The organism is bacterium, from assembly GCA_019637795.1.
Lineage (GTDB): Bacteria > Desulfobacterota > Binatia > HRBIN30 > CADEER01 > JAHBUY01.
In genome coordinates this window covers 738,508-754,673 of record JAHBUY010000002.1, presented here as the reverse complement: position 1 = coordinate 754,673, position 16,166 = coordinate 738,508, and the positions used below count along the sequence as shown (strand labels likewise).

Genomic DNA, 16,166 nt, shown 5'->3' with positions numbered 1-16,166 from the left:
GATGTGAAATCGCCAGCTCATACGGACTACGCGCCTATTGGACCCGAGGGCCTTCTATGACTTCCGCGACGCAGCGCGCGGTGATTTCGCGAACCAAATAGTCGGAGTCCGTTACCGGGAGCAGACGGAAGGCTGTGGCGTCCTCCTGGTTGTAGCGGTAGGTGGCTCCCATGTAGACGCGCTCATAGGCGCCGGTTTCGTTGACCACCCAATCGCCGGCGTTGCCGACGGTATCGATAAGCCCAAAGGGGCTGCGCTCCCCCGGATAGGCATCGACGGGCTTGAGCTCCGGCGGTGGCTCGCCCTTGTCGGGTAGCCCGGGAACGTTAGCGCGGGTCGCGTCGAACTGGTTCCCCCATGGGTAAACACGGCCATCGACGCCGCGCACCGCCAGCTCCCACTCCAGGTCCGTCGGCAAGCGCATGTGGCGGCTGCGGCAATAGAGCTCGGCCTCGAACCAAGTCATTGGTGCGGGACAGGTTGGGCACGGAAGCTGACCCAAGCCGACCACGATGTCCCCCGGCGCACCGACCCGCGGCGATGTGCCCGCTTCGATCGTCCCAAAGATCTCTCCGAGGTCCTTGTTGAGCCCACGCAGTTGTCCGAGGCCCACCGCATCAACCGCTGCACTCCTTTGCTGCCACGTCAACACGAAGGAGTTTTCCCGATCCAGCTCGCCGTTCCGCAGCAGCGCGGCGGCGACTTTCAGGTACTCGGAAACCGTCGGCGGTCGGAGATCGATCCAGAACGGCCGGCTGCTCGTGCGCGGCTCGCGCTCGCGCCCGTGAAACCACGTGGTCGCGGGTACGTACGCCATCCCCGGGTGCGCGCGGATCTCATCTCCGCCTGGCACAGCCAGACTCAGTGATTTTCTCGAGGGGTTGAAGCCCGGCTCAAGGGTGAGATGAAACCTAAGCGCTCTCTCGGCGCCATCCGTGTAGACAGCGTGAATCCGCAGCAGAACGTTCGATGCCGGCACCCAGAGGCGCGCGCGGTTCCCAGCAACCGCTTGCTGTGCGAACACCCGGCTGCCGTTACTCGCTGGCTCTTCCTCGCTGGCGACCAGCTCAATGTTGCCGGCAATGTCGCGCAGTCCGCCAAGATCGACCTCGACGAGCGCGTGCCTCCAGTACCAGCTTCCCAGGGCGACTAGCACGACCGCGACGGCGCCGCCGGCCGCTATCAGGGCTCTGCGAATCATCGACACGGTGCGCTGGCGCTGGCGTTCCCCTGGCTCGCGGTTGCGGCTCAAGCGCACACCCAAGCCGTGCATGCGATAGCTCACACTCTGGCCGCGCAGCACGCCGTCCCTGTCCAGATGCTCGGCCGCCGCGGCGACCACTCGGGCAAGGTCGACAGACTCCCCCGGCCGGGACAGCTCGTCCGCCAGTGCCAAGCTGAGCCGGCTGGCCCGCTCCCCCGTGAGGGCAATGGCCTTCTCATCCGCGGCGGACGCGTACACGACCAGTCGCGGCGTGCGGGTAGGCAGGAGAAATGGGTCGAATGCCGCGGCGTGACAGCAGTCGAGGATGAGAACGGTACGGTCGGCCGCCCCGGCCGCCACGATGCGCGCAAGTAAATTCGCGGCGCCCTCGATGACCGAATTCGACCCGGAACCCGTTGCCGTTTCAGGACCACCGCGGCCCAACCAGGCGTGACCGTACGCGTAGACCAGGTGCAATCCCGATGCTGGTGGCTCGGCGATGCCCGCGCCGTCGAGTACCAGAACATCGCCGTCTGGCTTGAGGAACGGTGCGAATGCTTCGCGGACAGCCCGAGCGACCGAGGCTGAATCCGGAATGCGGTCCGGCATTTGGTCAGCGGGCGGATCGCCGCATAGCGCGACGAAGGTGATGCGGCCGAGCTTTTCCATCGATGCCCAGCGGCTCGTCAAGGACGGGTCACCACCGGAAGAACGCGCGGACAGTTGCCTCGCCCCGGCCTTGGTGGGCCACCGCCGTCGGAAGGTTGGCGACGAGCTTTTGCACGATCACCGGGGTTGCCGCACCCAAGTGAAAGCAGAGCAACGCCGAGGCCGTACCCTGTAGGTACAGCAGGGGCATGATGCCGCCCAAGAGAATCATCCCGGCGGTCGTAAACCAATAGATGGCTCCCGCCTTGTACTCCCCGATCCCACCGGGCTGGCGGGACAACGCGTACCAGTGCAACAGCTCGGCCGCTGTCCCACCGGCCAGGGCCACGGCGCTCTGTGCCAACAACGTCTCCAAGTTCATCGCTTTTGCGGGCTCCTCTCGGTCTCTGTGCGTTGAACTTCCTGTATACCCCTTCTCCCACGCGGGCCACCTGCGGCGTGGAGGCACTACGGCCTCCTCGCTGCCGGCAACGCTACGACGCAGCTCGAGCGCGCACGCGCGCTCTTGGAGCCTGGCACCATCGTCGCGACACCGGTGCCCCGCGGTGCCGGCGCACTCGACTGGCTCGATCACCTGCAGCAACTCACCGGTATCGACCCCACGCTCTGCCCGCACTGCTCACAGGGCCGAATGGTCCGGCAGCGGCTCGGCATTGGGCGCCCTCAAGCCGATCGCGGTCCACCAGACCGCGGGCATGCAGCATGACCCCACCTGTTCAACACCGCCGTCATCGAGGTCACCGCACGTGGTCGTCGCCCTCGTGCGTCCGGGGAGGCTGCGACGCGTCCGGCGCCGTCCCATCCAGAGCCGCGGATCGCCAGCGGCGGACTCTCCCGCCACGTGCGCACCATCCCCACCGCCGCAGCGACCGTCTCCTCAGAGTCCCTCCCGCGCCTCTTTGCCCATAGGGTCGGCGCCCTCCCTGCCAACGCGGCTCAGTTCAACTCCGGTTTGCAGCAGTTCTCGCTCGGCGATCGCCGCGGCTCCTCGCGGACTTGCGCGGCTCGCTCGACTGCTGCAAACCTCTATGAGTTATGTGAAATCGCCAGCTCATACGGACGCGCCCACGCGCCAGAGGCGCGGAGTGTCGCAGAGAGACGAGGCTCTGGCTGCGGTCGCCAATGGGGTTCGGCCGCCGTTGAACGGCATCTCTCCTTCGAGATCTGCGTCTCCGCGCCGCCGCGTTGATCTCTTTCCGTCACATGCGCCGCCGATCACACATGGCCGGCAGGATTTGACCGTGCAGCCTGTGGCCCGGCCAACCGACCCCGTCGCGCGGCGCCACTCGACGCTGGCAAACCTCAGAACGGTCCTCTACGCTTTTTCGATGCCGCAAGCGTTCGGAGGCCGCGCGTGAAAGTTGGCATGGCTCTGCTGCTGCTCGCCCTCGCCGGATTGTCCTGTGGCGGCGGCAGGCCACCCGACGTGCTGGTCATCGTCGTCGACACGCTGCGCGCCGATCGCCTCGGCGTCTACGGCAATCAGCGCGGTCTGACGCCGTTCCTCGACGAACTGGCCGCACGCGGAACGGTCTTCGTCAACGCGCGCGCGGTCTCCTCGTGGACGCTCCCGTCCGTGGCATCCCTCATGACGTCGCGCTACAGCGCCCAGCACCACGTCATAGGCTTCGGATCGCGCCTGGCCGATGACGAGATCACCTTCGCCGAGGCCATGCAGTCGCGGCACTATGTGGCCGCCGGCTTCTCGGCCAACTTTCAAGTGCGGCAGCAACGGGGATTCGCCCAGGGATTCCAGTACTGGCGCGCCGACTCCAAGCCCCCCGGCGGCCTGAGCGCCGCCGAGCTGCGCGGCCAGGCGCTCGACTGGCTGGACGGCGTGGCGCAGGCGGACAGCCGCCACCCAGTGCTCCTGTACTTCCAGTTCATGGAGCCACACAGCCCCTACGACCCGCCCGAGCCGTTCCGCAGCCGGTCGTTGGGGGGCGAACGTCCGGAGGTGCTGGAGGCCGCGCTCGGCAGAAAGGTGCTGGCGCAGGGCGCCGCCGCGCTGCGGCACGAGGACTTCCGCGGCCGGGAGCTGCTCTACGACGGCGAAGTCGCGACCGTCGATGCCGAGATCCGGACGCTGTTTGCCGACCTGCAGCGCCGCGGCCGCCTCGACCACGCCGTTGTGATCATCACCGCCGATCACGGCGAGGAGTTCTTCGAGCACGCGGGCACGGAGCACGGCAAGGCGCTGTTCGAGGAGAGCGTTCGCGTGCCGCTCATCCTGATCGCGCCTGGCTATCAGGGCGGCGTCCGCGTCGACGACAACGTGTCGCTCGTCGATGTGGCGCCCACCCTGCTCGAGCTGCTCGGGCTTCCCCCCGAACCGCGATTCGAGGGGCGATCGCTCGTCCCCCTGCTGCAGAGCGCGTCCCTGGCCTCGCGGCTGGCGGCCTGGCTCGGACGGCCGCGGCAGACGCCGCCGGCGGCCGATGTGGTCCTGGAGCTTCACCCCAAGACCGGCGACACGATGGACAACCGCCTCCACGTCATGGGGATCGTGCGCGACTCGGGCAAACTGCTCGTCGAGCGCAACGGCGCCCGCCGGGCGTTCGACCTCGCCGCGGACCCCGACGAGCAACAGCCCGATCTGCCAGCCCTCGCAGCAAGCGCGGCGTCTCTCGGCGCCGCGCTGGACGATGCGAACAGAACGCTCGCCCGACGAGCCGGCGGTGTCAGCCCCCGCGAACCGCTCGACGATGCGACGAAGGAGTCGCTGCGCGCCCTCGGCTACGAGTTCTGAGCCCAGTGGTTAGGGCAGCGCCGCCGCAAGTCGCGGCCGGCGCAGCCATGGGCCCTGAACCTCCGCGTCGTCGCGTTGCGGGGCCTCGATCGCACTACAGTCTGCCGAAGAAGTCGTTGCCCTTGTCGTCGACGACGATGAAGGCGGGGAAATCCTCGACTTCGATCTTCCAGACCGCTTCCATGCCCAGCTCGCGGTATTCGAGCACTTCGACCTTGCGGATGTCCTCCTGCGCCAGCACCGCCGCGGGGCCGCCGATGGAGCCGAGATAGAAGCCGCCGAGCTTCTGCGCGTTGACGTCCGGCAGGTACTGGGCGGGGTTGCTCATGCGCGCTCCCGGCGTCGCGTCGTCGCCCCCGTGCGCCCAGACGCGGCCCGCGCTGGTCCGCCGCTGTGGCTCTGTGGCTCTGATGGACCAACTTCTTCCTTGCCAGTGGCGCGGGCAGTGCGTTGGGCCGCCCCCTCGGGGGGTACCGGTCGCCAACGTCTGAGACTGCGGGTTGATGTGAAATCGCCAGCTCATACGGGCTACGCGCAGGCGCACGTTGCGGATCTTCGATCACGTAATCGAGTCGGGCGTCGGCAGGTACGGGAACCCGCGGTAGCGGGCCTGGTTGGCGAAGCGCGATCCGCAGGTCTCCCACGTCTTGTCGCACCCCGGCACGGCGCGGAAGATGTCCCTTACCGCGGGCTCGTAGGGCAACGGCTGCGTCAACTCGAGAATGCCGCCGCCCGTATGCGCCCGGATCCCGCGCCGGACATAGACGTTGTCGCCACTCAGCATCTCGAGCACACCCTCGTTGAAGTAGCCGGCCACGCGCGTGTCGAAGTTGGCCCCCGACTGCCCGGGGGCCTGGTAGCCCTCGATCCGTAGGCGCGTGGAGCCCTGCTTGACTTTGCCGAGGTGGGTGAGCTGCGCGCGCTTCACCCCGCACCCCGCGCCGTACAGGTCCCACACGCACCCGCGCCGAAAGGAACACTTCGGATAGGGCGCATCGAGAAAGGTTCAGGATCGACTTGACGCTCAAGTCGATGGTGCGGCCGACGATTTCGAGGGAGGCCAATTGGCCGCGGAACCACTCGATCGACCCGGTCGGCGTGAACCGCAGCGCGCGCTCCTCGGGCGTCTGGCCGTTGGGGAACGTGGGCACCAGGTCGTCGTAGGATGGAGGCGCCGGCGCAAAGGCGCGGTGGACGACCACCTCGGCGCGATCGAACAAGCCGTTCTGTGCGGCGCGCACCAGCGGAACGGGCACGGTGCCCACCGCGATGCTGTGGTCGGTCGTGACCGCAGAGCCGGTGACGCCGCCCGCCGCGCCGGGCTCCTCGATCGGCGCGAGGGTCAGTAGCAGCTCGTCGGTCTGGAGCCCCAGCACCTGCTGCGTCGAGCCGATGGCGACCCGCGCGCCGTCCTTGCGGAACAGCTTGTTGCCCGCATCGACGAGCCGCACGTTCACGTCCGCTTCGGTGCAGCGCAGCGTGACCCCGAACTTCGTCACGATCTCGACGCACCGGCAGGTCCACAGGTCCCGCACGCCGGACTGGAGCAGGATCGACAGCGCCGCAGACACCTCCTTCACCGCACCCTCCTTGACGCCCGGGCGCTTCGTGGCGTAAGCGGCCCGCTATGCGCAGGCTTGCGATGGTCATGGTCGCCGCGCTGCTGTTCGGCTGCGTGGGACGCCGGATCGACCCGGTCGCCACGCAGCAGCTGCAACCCGGCATGACGTACGCAGAGGTGATCGCGCTCCTGGGGCCACCGTACCACGCCATATCCGGCCTGCCGCCCGACGATGGCACATCGGCGACCTGGGTCCACGGGGGCGCGTTCACCGGCGTGCAGGCGCTCACGCTGCGCTTTGACGGCGACGGCAAGCTGCTCCGCGTGCCCGCTGGAGCGCGCCCGTAGGGTGCACCGCTTCATCGCTTCTTCGAGATCAGCTCGACCTCCTGCATCGCGTGCAGGCGGTAGGTGAAATTCTCGAACTCCTGGAGATCGTGCGCGAAGCGCACGCGCCAGTAGAACTCACACGAGACGGTGATGGCACGCGCGTGGTCTCCTCGCCGCTCCACCTGCTCGACTGCTGCATCGTCTCCGACGACGCCGGCGCCGTCGTCGTCACCCGCGCCGACCGGGCGCGCGACCTCGCCCGACCGCCGGTGCGCATCCTCGGCGGCAGCGAGTCGCTCTGCCACACGGCGCTGGGCGTCCGCGACCTGACCGACATGGCGGCGAAGGAATCCGGCGCGCGCGCGCTGGCGATGGCCGGCGTGCGCCACGACGACGTCGACCTGTGCATGCTCTACGACTCGTTCACCATCACCGTGCTGCTGACCCTGGAGAACCTCGGCTTCTGCGCCAAGGGCGAGGGCGGCGCCTTCGTCCAGGGCGGCCGCCTCGGGCTGGGCGGCGCCCTGCCGACCAACACCGACGGCGGCGGCCTGTCGTCCAATCACCCCGGCATGCGCGGCATCTTCCTGGTCGTCGAGGCGGTGCGGCAACTGCGCGGCGAGTGCGGCGCGCGCCAGGTCGCCGACTGCCGGGTGGCGCTCTGCCACGGCACCGGCGGCATGCTCGGCCTGCGCCACAGCGGCGTCACCCTGGTGCTGGGGAGATGAAGGACTTCAACGCAGAGACACGGAGACGCGGAGCCCGGAGGAGTCTCATCCGGGCTCGGCGTCTCTGCGTCGCTGCGTCGAGACGGTAGAGGCATGGCCGACACGAAGTACGCGAAACCGCTGCCGCGCGTCGACGAGGAGTCGAAGGGCTTCTGGGAGGCCTGCCAGCGGCGCGAGCTGGTGCTGCAACGCTGCGGCCGGTGCGCGACGCTGCGCCATTACCCGCGGGCGCTCTGTCCGTCCTGCCTCTCGGACGCGGCACGATCTACACCTTCACCGTCACGCACCAGAACCAGGCGCCCGGCTTCCGCGACGCGCTGCCCTACGTGCTCGCCTACGTCGAGCTCGCCGAGGGCGTGCGGCTGCTGACCAACATCGTCGACTGCGCCCCCGAGGCGGTGCGCATCGGCATGCCGGTCGAGGTGGTGTTCGAGGACGTCACGCCGGCGGTGACGCTGGTCAAGTTCCGCCCGACGTGACGGCCAGACGGGCATGGTCCCGCGTCGCCGCAGCGGTTCCCAACGCCGTTGATCTCCGGCGATTCCTGCGCTTATGAGCTGGGCCATGCCGAAGACCGCAAGCGTGGACGACGACCTGTTCGAGCGGATCGCGGCGCTGCCGCCGCAGCGCCGCGAGAGCGTCGATGCGACCGGCCGTGCCGTCGAGCTCCCATGCTGAAGACCGTTCGCGACGCCTGCGTTCCCCACCGCATGGCGCTCAACTTCTCGCTCGCCGAGCAGGTCGAGGATCTCTCGGCTGCAACCTGCGCCGACACCGACGGCGAGGCGTTCTTCGCCAAGAATCACCTCACCGCCGGCATGCGCCAGCTCTTCGACCTCGGCCTGCGGCGGCTCGCCGGCCGCACGGACCAGGCGCTGTTCGAGCTCACCCAGGCGATGGGCGGCGGCAAGACGCACACGATGATCGCCTTTGCCCTCATCGCCGCCGATGCGGCGCTGCGGTCGCGCGTCGTTCCGGATCTCGCCGGCGCCGCCCCGTTCGCCGCCGCCCGCGTCGTGGCCTTCAGCGGCCGCCATTACCCGGACCATTTCCTGTGGGGCGAGATCGCCGCGCAGCTCGGCAATCCCGAGCCCTTCCGTCGGTACTGGCAGGACGGCGCCGCCGCGCCCGACGAACGGGCGTGGATGCAGCTCATCGGAGACCAGCCGACGCTGATTCTCCTGGACGAGCTGCCGCCATACCTCGACAACGCCATGACCCGACCGGTCGGCGCCGGCACACTCGCCCAAGTGGCCACGGCGGCGCTGTCGAATCTCTTCTCCGCGGCGCTCAAGCTGCCTCGGCTGTGCATCGTCGTGTCCAATCTCAGCGGCAGCTACGAGGGCGCGTCGCGCGAACTCCGCAAGGCGATCAAGAACATCGAGCAGGAGGCGCGCCGGCAGGCCAAGCCGATCACCCCGGTCGAGCTGGGCGGCGACGAGATCTACCAGATTCTCAAGAAGCGCCTCTTCGCCGGCCTGCCGGGCGAGCGCGACGTCGAGGACGTCGTGCAGGCCTACGCGGCGGCGATCAAGGAGGCGGAGAAGGCCAAGGCGATCGCCAAGAGCACCGAGCAGATCGCCGACGAGATCCGCGCGTCGTATCCATTCCACCCGTCGCTCAAGGACCTGATTGCCCTGTTCCGCAACAACGAGGGCTACCGCCAGACCCGCGGCCTGATGCAGTTCGTGTCGCGCGCCATCCACTCCGTCTGGACCCGCCCGACCAACGACGTCTATCTGATCGGCCTGCAGCACCTCGACCTGAACGACGCCGACGTGCGCGACGAGGTGCTGCGCATCAACGATCTGCGCGGCGCCGTGGCCACCGACATCGCCTCGGGTGGCGGCGCGCACGCCGAGACGATCGATGCGCAGACCGGCGGCGATGCCGCAATGCAGGTCGCCACCCTGCTGCTGTCGGCCTCCCTCTCGACCGCCGTCGACGGCGTCAAGGGCCTCACCAAGCAGCGCGTCCTGGAACGGCTGATCGCGCCCAACCGCTCGGTGCTCGAGTTCGCGGAGGCGTTCGATCACCTCAAGCGCGACGCCTGGTACCTCCACCGCGACGAGAGCGACGCCTACTTCTTCTCGAACGTCGAGAACCTGACCAAGCGGCTCTCGACCGAGGCCGAGCGCGCGCCGGCCAACAAGATCGTCGCCGAGATGCGGCGGCGGCTGGAGGCGATCTTCGCGCCGACGCGCCGCCATGCGTATCAGGAGCTGCAGGCGCTGCCGCTACTCGACGAGGTGCGCCTCGACGGCGGCCGCATGCTGCTGGTGCTGAGCCCGGACACCAAGGATCCACCCGCCGCAGCCGCTGCCTTCTACGAGCTGATCGTCCAGAAGAACAACCTCTGCATCCTCACCGGCGACGGCAGCGACCTCGTCAACCTCGAGGAGAAGACGCGGATGCTCTACGCCGTCGCCAAGCTGCATGAGACGCTGCCCAGGAGCCATCCGCAGCAGGAGGAGCTCAAGGAGCGCTACGAGGCCGCCGAGCAGGAGTTCAACTCGACCGTCACCTCGACGTTCAACCGCGTCTGGTACCCGAGCCGCGACGGGCTGGTGGCCACCAAGCTCGCCATGCAGTTCACCGCCAACAACTTCGACGGCGAGGAGCAGATCGAGAAGGCGCTGGCGCACACCGGCGCCAGCAAGCTGGCCCTCGACGTCGAGGCCGAGTTCGCCGCGCTCGCCCAACGCGCCGAAGAGGTGATCTGGCCTGAGAACCAGAAGCGCGTCCCCTGGCGCGACGTCCGCGCCCGCGCCCTGTCGACGCCGCGCTGGCTGTGGCTGCCGGCCAACGGCTTGGAGCAACTGCGCAAGCTGGCCGAGCAGCGCGGCGTGTGGCGCTCCAGCGAGGACGGCTACATCGAGAAGGGACCGTTCGAGAAACCGAAGACGTCGGTGATTCTCGACGAGCGCGCCTATGACGAGGCCACCGGCGAGGCGACGCTGGAGGTGACGGTGCGCGACGCCGGCGCGGCGCCGCGCATCTACTGGGACACCACCCCCAACGTCACCGCCCGCAGCCACCGTCTGACGGACTCGAAGCTGGTCACCGACGCCACCTGCGTGTGGGTGGTGGCCGAGGATCCAGCCGGCGGGCACGAGCGGGGCGATCCGGTCCTCTGGCGCAACCGGCTGACGATCACCCACCAGCCGCGCGAGGGCGTCGGCTCGCGCTCGGTCGAGCTGCACGTGGTGCCGCGCGGCACCATCCGCTACACGCTCAACGGCGCCAACCCGGCCGAGGGGACGGTCTACGACGGCCGACCGATCGAGATCGGCGACGGCGAGACGACCATCTGGTGTCACGCCGAGCACGAGGGTGTCACGGAACGCCGCACCTTCACCATTCCGCCCGCCGGCAACCGCGGCATCCGCATCGACCCGGCCGCGCCGGCGCGGCTGGCGAAGCTGGTCAGCGCCCCGAGCACTGCCGAGGCCTTCCGCGTCCTGGCGCAGGCGCGGCGCGACGGCATTCGCCTGTCGGAGGTCAGCCTGGAGGTCGGCAGCGGCACGCGCACCGCGTCGCTGCGCTTCGGCCGCGACGGGGTGCTGACCGCCGAGCAGCTCGAGCAGGTGATCGCGGCGCTGCGCGCGGCGCTCGGCGAGGACATGGCGGAGGTGCGCCTGAGCGCCCGCCGCCTCGAGTTCACCCGCGGCCACGATCTGAGCGAGTTCGTCAAAGCGTGGGGGCTGAGCGTCGACGCCAACGAGGTCGAGCAGTGAGGAAGCCCACCACCGTCGGCTTCGGCTGCCCGGATGCCGTCGACCCACATCACATGGTGGTCGACGTGCCGCGCGGTCGCGACGAGCCGGTGCGTATCGTCGAGCAGTTCGGCCTTCGCGCCGGCCACGCTGGCACGCCGGACAGCATCGAGCGGGTCGAGCTGGCGCGGGTCAAGTGGAGCGCCATCGCCGACCCCGTGCGGCGCATCTTCAACGAGCGGCTGAAGGAGAAGGGCATGGCGCCCAGCCGCTGGAGCGTCGGCGAGAACAAGGTCGAGCGGCTGCTCGGCAAGGAGCTCTGCGTGCTCGCCTGGGCGGTCGAGGAGGCCGCCCTCGAGCTGGTCCCGGCGGCGGTCACCAACTGGTCGGGGCTCAAGCCGGAGGAGCGCTGGTGGCTGTTCACCATGACGGCCGCCGCCAGCGGCGGCGTCGACGACGCCGGCATCGGCTGGCGCAAGGCGCTGCGCTTCGCCCTGACCGAGAATCCGGTCGATGCCGCCGCGCCGGCGCCGCGCCGCGGGCGCCGCACCCGGCAGCAATCGCTGTCGCTGTTCGCCGACTCCGCCGTCTGACGGATGCGGCTGTACCTCGACATGTGCAGCATCCAGCGCCCGCTCGACGACCGCAGCCAGGCGCGCATCGCCGTCGAGGCCGAGGCGGTGTTGGCCATCCTGTCGGCCTGCGAGCGCGGCGCCGCCGAGCTGCTGGCATCGCGCTCGTTGTTCTTCGAGATGGAGCGGAACCCGCACCCGTTGCGGCGCGATTTCGCCGCCCAGGTGCTGGCCCGCGCCACCGTCGTGGTCGAGGTCTCGCCAGCCGTCGAACTGCGCACGCGAGCCTTGTGCACGGCCGGGCTCAAGCCGCTGGATGCCGCGCATCTGGCGTCGGCGATCGAGGGGCGCGCCGATTTCTTCTGTACGTGTGACGATCGCCTGTTGAGGCGGGCGCGGGCGCTGGCTACGCTCGGCACACGGGCGGTGACGCCCGAGCAACTGATCGTGGAGCTGCTAACATGACCCCCCGCCGCAGAGCCCTGGTCGACATCACCCACGCTGGCCTGGCCGCGCTCACCCGCGACCTCGGCGTGGCGGACACCGCCCGCTTCCTCGCCCAGTTCACCAGCGGCTTCGGCGACTACACCCGCGAGCGCGACGCGCTCTTCCGCTCCCTGACTGCCGACGAGCTCGAGGTGGCCCTGCGGGCCACCGGCGCGCGCCGGCGGCCGGCGCGGCGCCGGCCGCCGCGCCACTGATGCCGGTCGAGCCCCTGGCCTGGCGCGACCGGCCGTCGCTGATCGAGGTCGCCTTCCCCGCCCAGAAGGTCTCGATCGAGGCGCAGTGCGAGCGCAAGGCCAACGCCGGCCAGACGCTGACCGCGCTCGGCAGCTACTGGAAGGGCCGCAAGCCGCTGGTGCTGGTGCGCGCCTGCGTGCTTGGCGCCCTGCTGCCGGCGAGCGGTGACACCGAGCAGGACCTCGAGGTGTTCGAGAAGCTGATGGCGATGGACGACGACGCCTTCGCCCATCGCCTCAAGAAGCTCGACGCCGCCGACGTCGAGGCGTGGGGCGGGCCGCTGCGCGACCAGCTCCTCGACGCCGACGGCCGCTGGCGGGTGAGCGGCGCCGAGCGGCGGCGGCTGCAGGCCGAGGTGCTGGCGCGCATGCCCTACGACCGCCGCCTGGAGAAGCGCAGCCGCCGCCCCGAGGAGCTGCCGGCCGCGGCCTATGCCGGGATCTGGGAGGCGGTGAACGCCCACCTCGGCACCGCCGCCGGCTCGCACGCCGAGCTGGTCGAGCAGATGGGCATCCTGCGCTTCGGCCACCGGCCGCGGCTCGGCGACGCCTTCGCCGGCGGCGGCTCGATTCCGTTCGAGGCGGCGCGCCTGGGCTGCGACGTCTACGCCAGCGACCTCAACCCCATCGCCTGCATGCTCACCTGGGGGGCGCTGCACATCGTCGGCGGGGACGAGGCGACGCGGGCGCGCATCGCCGCCGCCCAGCAGCGAGTGGTCGAGCGCGTCGACGCCGAGGTCACCCGCCTCGGCATCGAGCACGACGAGCACGGCAACCGCGCCAAGGCCTACTTGTACTGCGTCGAGACCCGCTGCCCCGAGACCGGCTGGCTGGTGCCGCTGGCCGCTTCATGGGTCATCAGCCGCAACCGCCGCACGGTCGCCCGTCTGGTGCCCGTCCCCGCCGAGCGGCGCTTCGCCATCGAGATCGCCGGCGACGCCAGCGACGCCGAGCTCGAGCGCGCCGCGCGCGGCACGGTGCGCGACGGCCACATGGTGTACGCGCTCGACGGGGTCGAGCGGCGCGTCCCCATCCGCACCCTGCGCGGCGACCGGCGCGAGGGCGGCGCGACGGTCAACGACCTGCGCCGCTGGGAGAAGACGGATATCGTTCCGCGCCCGGACGACGTCTTCCAGGAGCGCCTGTACTGCATCCAGTGGCTACGGCGTGAAAGCGAAGAGATCTTCTTCCGCTCTGTGACTGAAGCCGACCTGGCGCGCGAGCGGCGCATCGAGGAGATCGTCCGCGCCAACCTGGCCGGCTGGCAAGCGCAGGGGCTCGTCCCCGACATGGCCATCGAGCCTGGGGACGAGACCGCACGGCTGTTGCGGGAGCGCGGCTGGACGCACTGGCACCACCTCTTCACGCCGCGCAGCCTGCTCTGCAACGCGATGTACGGCGAGGCTTGCCGGGCGGAGGGCGACAACGATGAGGTCGCGGGTGCGCTGGCGTTCGACATTTGTACGCTCGCCGACCGTTCGGGGCGACTCTGCCGCTGGCATGTGGGATCGGCTCGACTAACACCCGGTGGCGGCTTGCCTGGGGATTCGGTCGAACAGGTCTTCTACAACCAAGCCCTGAACGTGCTTTGGAACTACGGGGCGAAATCGTTCCATCACATGCGAGAGTCCGTTCTGGCGAACGAAGTGAAGAGCTTCCCGCTCCTTAGCGGCAATGTGCGTTCTATCGTTACGGCTCCTGCGTCCGATTGGCAGACCGACTCCGACCTGCATGTTACCGATCCACCCTATGCCGATGCCGTTATTGAGTATCGTAAAATATAGTGACATTGAGCGGCGGATGTGATACACGACGATCCATGGGAAATCCGGCGGGGGTGAAGCGGGATTTTGATGAGTTGGAACGGCGGCGACTGGAGGCCGCGCGGTTACTGAAGGCCGGGGTGAAACCGGCCGAGGTGGCGCGGCGGGTGGGCGTCCATCGCCAGTCGGTGAGTCGCTGGGTGCAGCAGTTGGCGACCCACGGGCGGGCCGGGCTGAAGAAGGCGGGGCGCGCGGGGCGCCCACCGCGCCTGACCGCCTCGCAACGCCGCCAGCTCGAACGCGCCCTGCAGCGCGGCCCGGAAGCGCTCGGATACCCCACCGGGTTGTGGACCACCGGGCGCGTCGCGGAGCTGATCGAGCAGGAGTTCGCGGAGCGCTTCCATCCCGGCCACGTCTGGCGCTTGCTCCGGCAGCTCGGGTGGAGCTGCCAGCGGCCGACCGGGCGCGCCCTGGAGCGCGACGAAGCCCGTATCCGCTGGTGGAAACGCGAGCACTGGCCCGCCCTTAAAAAAAAGCCCGCCGCGAGCGGCGCACCATCGTCTTCATCGATGAAAGCGGACTCAGTGAGCGCCCGCACCGCTGTCGGACATGGGCGCCGCGGGGGCAGACCCCGGTCCTCCAGTATCACTTCCACTGGAAGACGCTCTCGGCGATCGCGGGCGTAACGTGGTGGCAGTTCTACTTCCGGCTGTACCCCGGCACGATCAAGAGTCCGGAGATCGTCGACTTCTTGGGCCGTCTCCAACGGGCCCTCCCCGGCAAGCTGCTCATCATCTGGGATGGGCTGCGGCAGCACCGCAGTCGACTGGTGAAGGACTTCATCGCTCGCCAGCGCGGCGCGATTCACCTGGAGTACCTGCCCGCCTACGCGCCGGAGCTGAACCCCGTGGAATACATCTGGGGGTACTGGAAGAAGCATGAGCTGCCCAACTTCTGTCCGAAGGACTTCTCGCAGCTCACCACCGTGGCGCGCCGCGCCTTGCGCCGAATGCAGCGCCGCCCCACGCTGGTGACCGCCTTCTGGCAGCAAGCGGAGCTGTTCTAGATCCCGTCACTATATTCTGCGAGACTCAATAGCTACGACGAGATCACCGAGTACTTCATCGCTTGGCTGCGCCGGAATCCGCCGGCGCCATTTCGTGACTGGGTATGGGACAGCCGGCGCAGTCTCGCCATCAAGGGCGCGGGCGAGGATTTCCGCCGCGAGATGGTTACTGCCTACTCAGCGCTGGCCGGTCACATGCCGGACAACGGCCTGCAGATCGTCATGTTCACCCATCAGGATACCGGCGTGTGGGGCGACATGGCGGGCATCTTCTGGGCGGCCGCGCTGCGGGTGACGGCGGCGTGGTACATTGCCACTGAGACCAACTCGGAGCTCAAGCAGGGAGGCTACGTGCAGGGCACCGTGATTCTCGTACTGCGCAAGCGCGGCGACGGCCGCTGCGCCTACAAGGACGAGTTGGTGCTCGAGGTGCGCGACGAGGTGCGGCGGCAGATCGAAACCATGGTCGGTCTGAACCAGCGCGCCTCGGCGGCCGGGCGGGCGGAGAACCTGTTCTCGGACGACGACCTGCAGATGGCCGGCTACGCCGCCGCGCTGCGGGTGCTGACCGGCTACACGACCATCGACGGCACCGACATGACGCGTGAGGCGCTGCGGCCGCGGGTCGAGGGCGAGCGCGGCATCGTCGACGAGCTGATCGACTTCGCGGTCGGCATCGCCAACGAGGTGCTGGTGCCCGACGGCCTCGACGCCAAGGTCTGGGAGCGGCTGGTCGGCGCCGAGCGCTTCTACCTGCGCATGCTCGACCGCGAGGCGCGCGGCGGGCGCAAGCTCGACGCCTACCAGAATTTCGCCAAGGCCTTCCGCGCCGGCGACTGGCAGTCGCTGATGGCCAGCATGCGGCCCAACGACGCGCGGCTGAAGTCGGCGCGCGACCTGAAGCACGCCGGTTTTGGCGGTGACGGCTTCGGCGCTTCGCTGCTGCGGGCGGTGCTCTACGCGCTGTTCGAGCTGGAGACCGAGGTGGAGGCGGACGAGGTCATGAGCCACCTGCGCGACAACGTGCCGGGCTATCTCGCCCGGCGCGCCGAGATCATCGCCGTGGCG

General features: G+C 69.3%; 11 protein-coding genes and 5 pseudogenes. 11 read left to right on the top strand and 5 right to left on the bottom strand.

What is annotated here, in order from left to right:
- Positions 1-34: 34 nt before the first annotated feature.
- Positions 35-1,873 carry an SUMF1/EgtB/PvdO family nonheme iron enzyme gene (locus KF840_08560; GenBank protein MBX3024945.1) on the bottom strand — a complete coding sequence of 613 codons (1,839 nt, stop codon included), beginning with the start codon at positions 1,871-1,873 and terminating at the stop codon, positions 35-37.
- A gap of 28 nt (positions 1,874-1,901) precedes the next feature.
- Positions 1,902-2,234: a hypothetical protein gene (locus KF840_08555; protein ID MBX3024944.1), complete on the bottom strand. Its 333-nt coding sequence runs from the start codon at positions 2,232-2,234 to the stop codon at positions 1,902-1,904.
- A gap of 1,005 nt (positions 2,235-3,239) precedes the next feature.
- On the opposite strand from KF840_08555, the gene KF840_08550 reads away from it, so the two are divergent.
- Entirely contained in the window at positions 3,240-4,622 is a 1,383-nt protein-coding gene (locus tag KF840_08550; protein MBX3024943.1) for a sulfatase, read from the top strand.
- Positions 4,623-4,716: 94 nt separating this feature from the next.
- On the opposite strand, the pseudogene KF840_08545 reads toward KF840_08550, so the two are convergent.
- The 3 genes and pseudogenes from KF840_08545 to KF840_08535 all read right to left on the bottom strand — a co-directional run bounded on the left by KF840_08545 (position 4,717) and on the right by KF840_08535 (position 6,202).
- Positions 4,717-4,911, bottom strand: a pseudogene (locus KF840_08545) (fumarate hydratase C-terminal domain-containing protein).
- Between the two features lie 270 nt (positions 4,912-5,181).
- The gene (locus KF840_08540; GenBank protein ID MBX3024942.1) at positions 5,182-5,580 is read right to left on the bottom strand and encodes a phage BR0599 family protein; all 399 of its coding nucleotides are present in this window, start codon (positions 5,578-5,580) and stop codon (positions 5,182-5,184) included.
- Between the two features lie 49 nt (positions 5,581-5,629).
- Positions 5,630-6,202 (bottom strand): annotated as a pseudogene (locus KF840_08535) (DUF2163 domain-containing protein).
- A gap of 62 nt (positions 6,203-6,264) precedes the next feature.
- Here KF840_08535 and KF840_08530 point away from each other — a divergent pair.
- From KF840_08530 to KF840_08485, 10 genes and pseudogenes are all read left to right on the top strand, one after another.
- On the top strand, positions 6,265-6,531 hold the full coding sequence (locus tag KF840_08530; protein MBX3024941.1) for a hypothetical protein: 267 nt from the start codon (positions 6,265-6,267) through the stop codon (positions 6,529-6,531).
- A gap of 41 nt (positions 6,532-6,572) precedes the next feature.
- On the top strand, positions 6,573-7,241 hold the full coding sequence (locus KF840_08525) for a hypothetical protein (GenBank protein MBX3024940.1): 669 nt from the start codon (positions 6,573-6,575) through the stop codon (positions 7,239-7,241).
- 93 nt (positions 7,242-7,334) lie between these two features.
- Positions 7,335-7,720: pseudogene (locus KF840_08520) on the top strand (Zn-ribbon domain-containing OB-fold protein).
- Positions 7,721-7,912: 192 nt separating this feature from the next.
- Complete coding sequence (locus tag KF840_08515; GenBank protein ID MBX3024939.1) at positions 7,913-10,978, top strand: DUF499 domain-containing protein; 3,066 nt, start codon at positions 7,913-7,915, stop codon at positions 10,976-10,978.
- The gene (locus KF840_08510; GenBank protein MBX3024938.1) at positions 10,975-11,550 is read left to right on the top strand and encodes a DUF3780 domain-containing protein; all 576 of its coding nucleotides are present in this window, start codon (positions 10,975-10,977) and stop codon (positions 11,548-11,550) included. Before KF840_08515 ends, KF840_08510 begins: the two co-directional genes overlap by 4 nt.
- Positions 11,551-11,553: 3 nt before the next feature.
- Positions 11,554-11,994: a PIN domain-containing protein gene (locus KF840_08505; GenBank protein MBX3024937.1), complete on the top strand. Its 441-nt coding sequence runs from the start codon at positions 11,554-11,556 to the stop codon at positions 11,992-11,994.
- Complete coding sequence (locus KF840_08500; GenBank protein MBX3024936.1) at positions 11,991-12,230, top strand: hypothetical protein; 240 nt, start codon at positions 11,991-11,993, stop codon at positions 12,228-12,230. The genes KF840_08505 and KF840_08500 overlap by 4 nt, the downstream gene beginning before the upstream one ends.
- Positions 12,230-14,053 (top strand): DUF1156 domain-containing protein, encoded by a 1,824-nt coding sequence (locus tag KF840_08495; protein MBX3024935.1) that lies wholly within the window; start codon positions 12,230-12,232, stop codon positions 14,051-14,053. The genes KF840_08500 and KF840_08495 overlap by 1 nt, the downstream gene beginning before the upstream one ends.
- A gap of 35 nt (positions 14,054-14,088) precedes the next feature.
- Positions 14,089-15,098, top strand: a pseudogene (locus KF840_08490) (IS630 family transposase).
- Between the two features lie 30 nt (positions 15,099-15,128).
- Positions 15,129-15,485 (top strand): annotated as a pseudogene (locus tag KF840_08485) (DNA methylase).
- Positions 15,486-16,166: the final 681 nt, after the last annotated feature.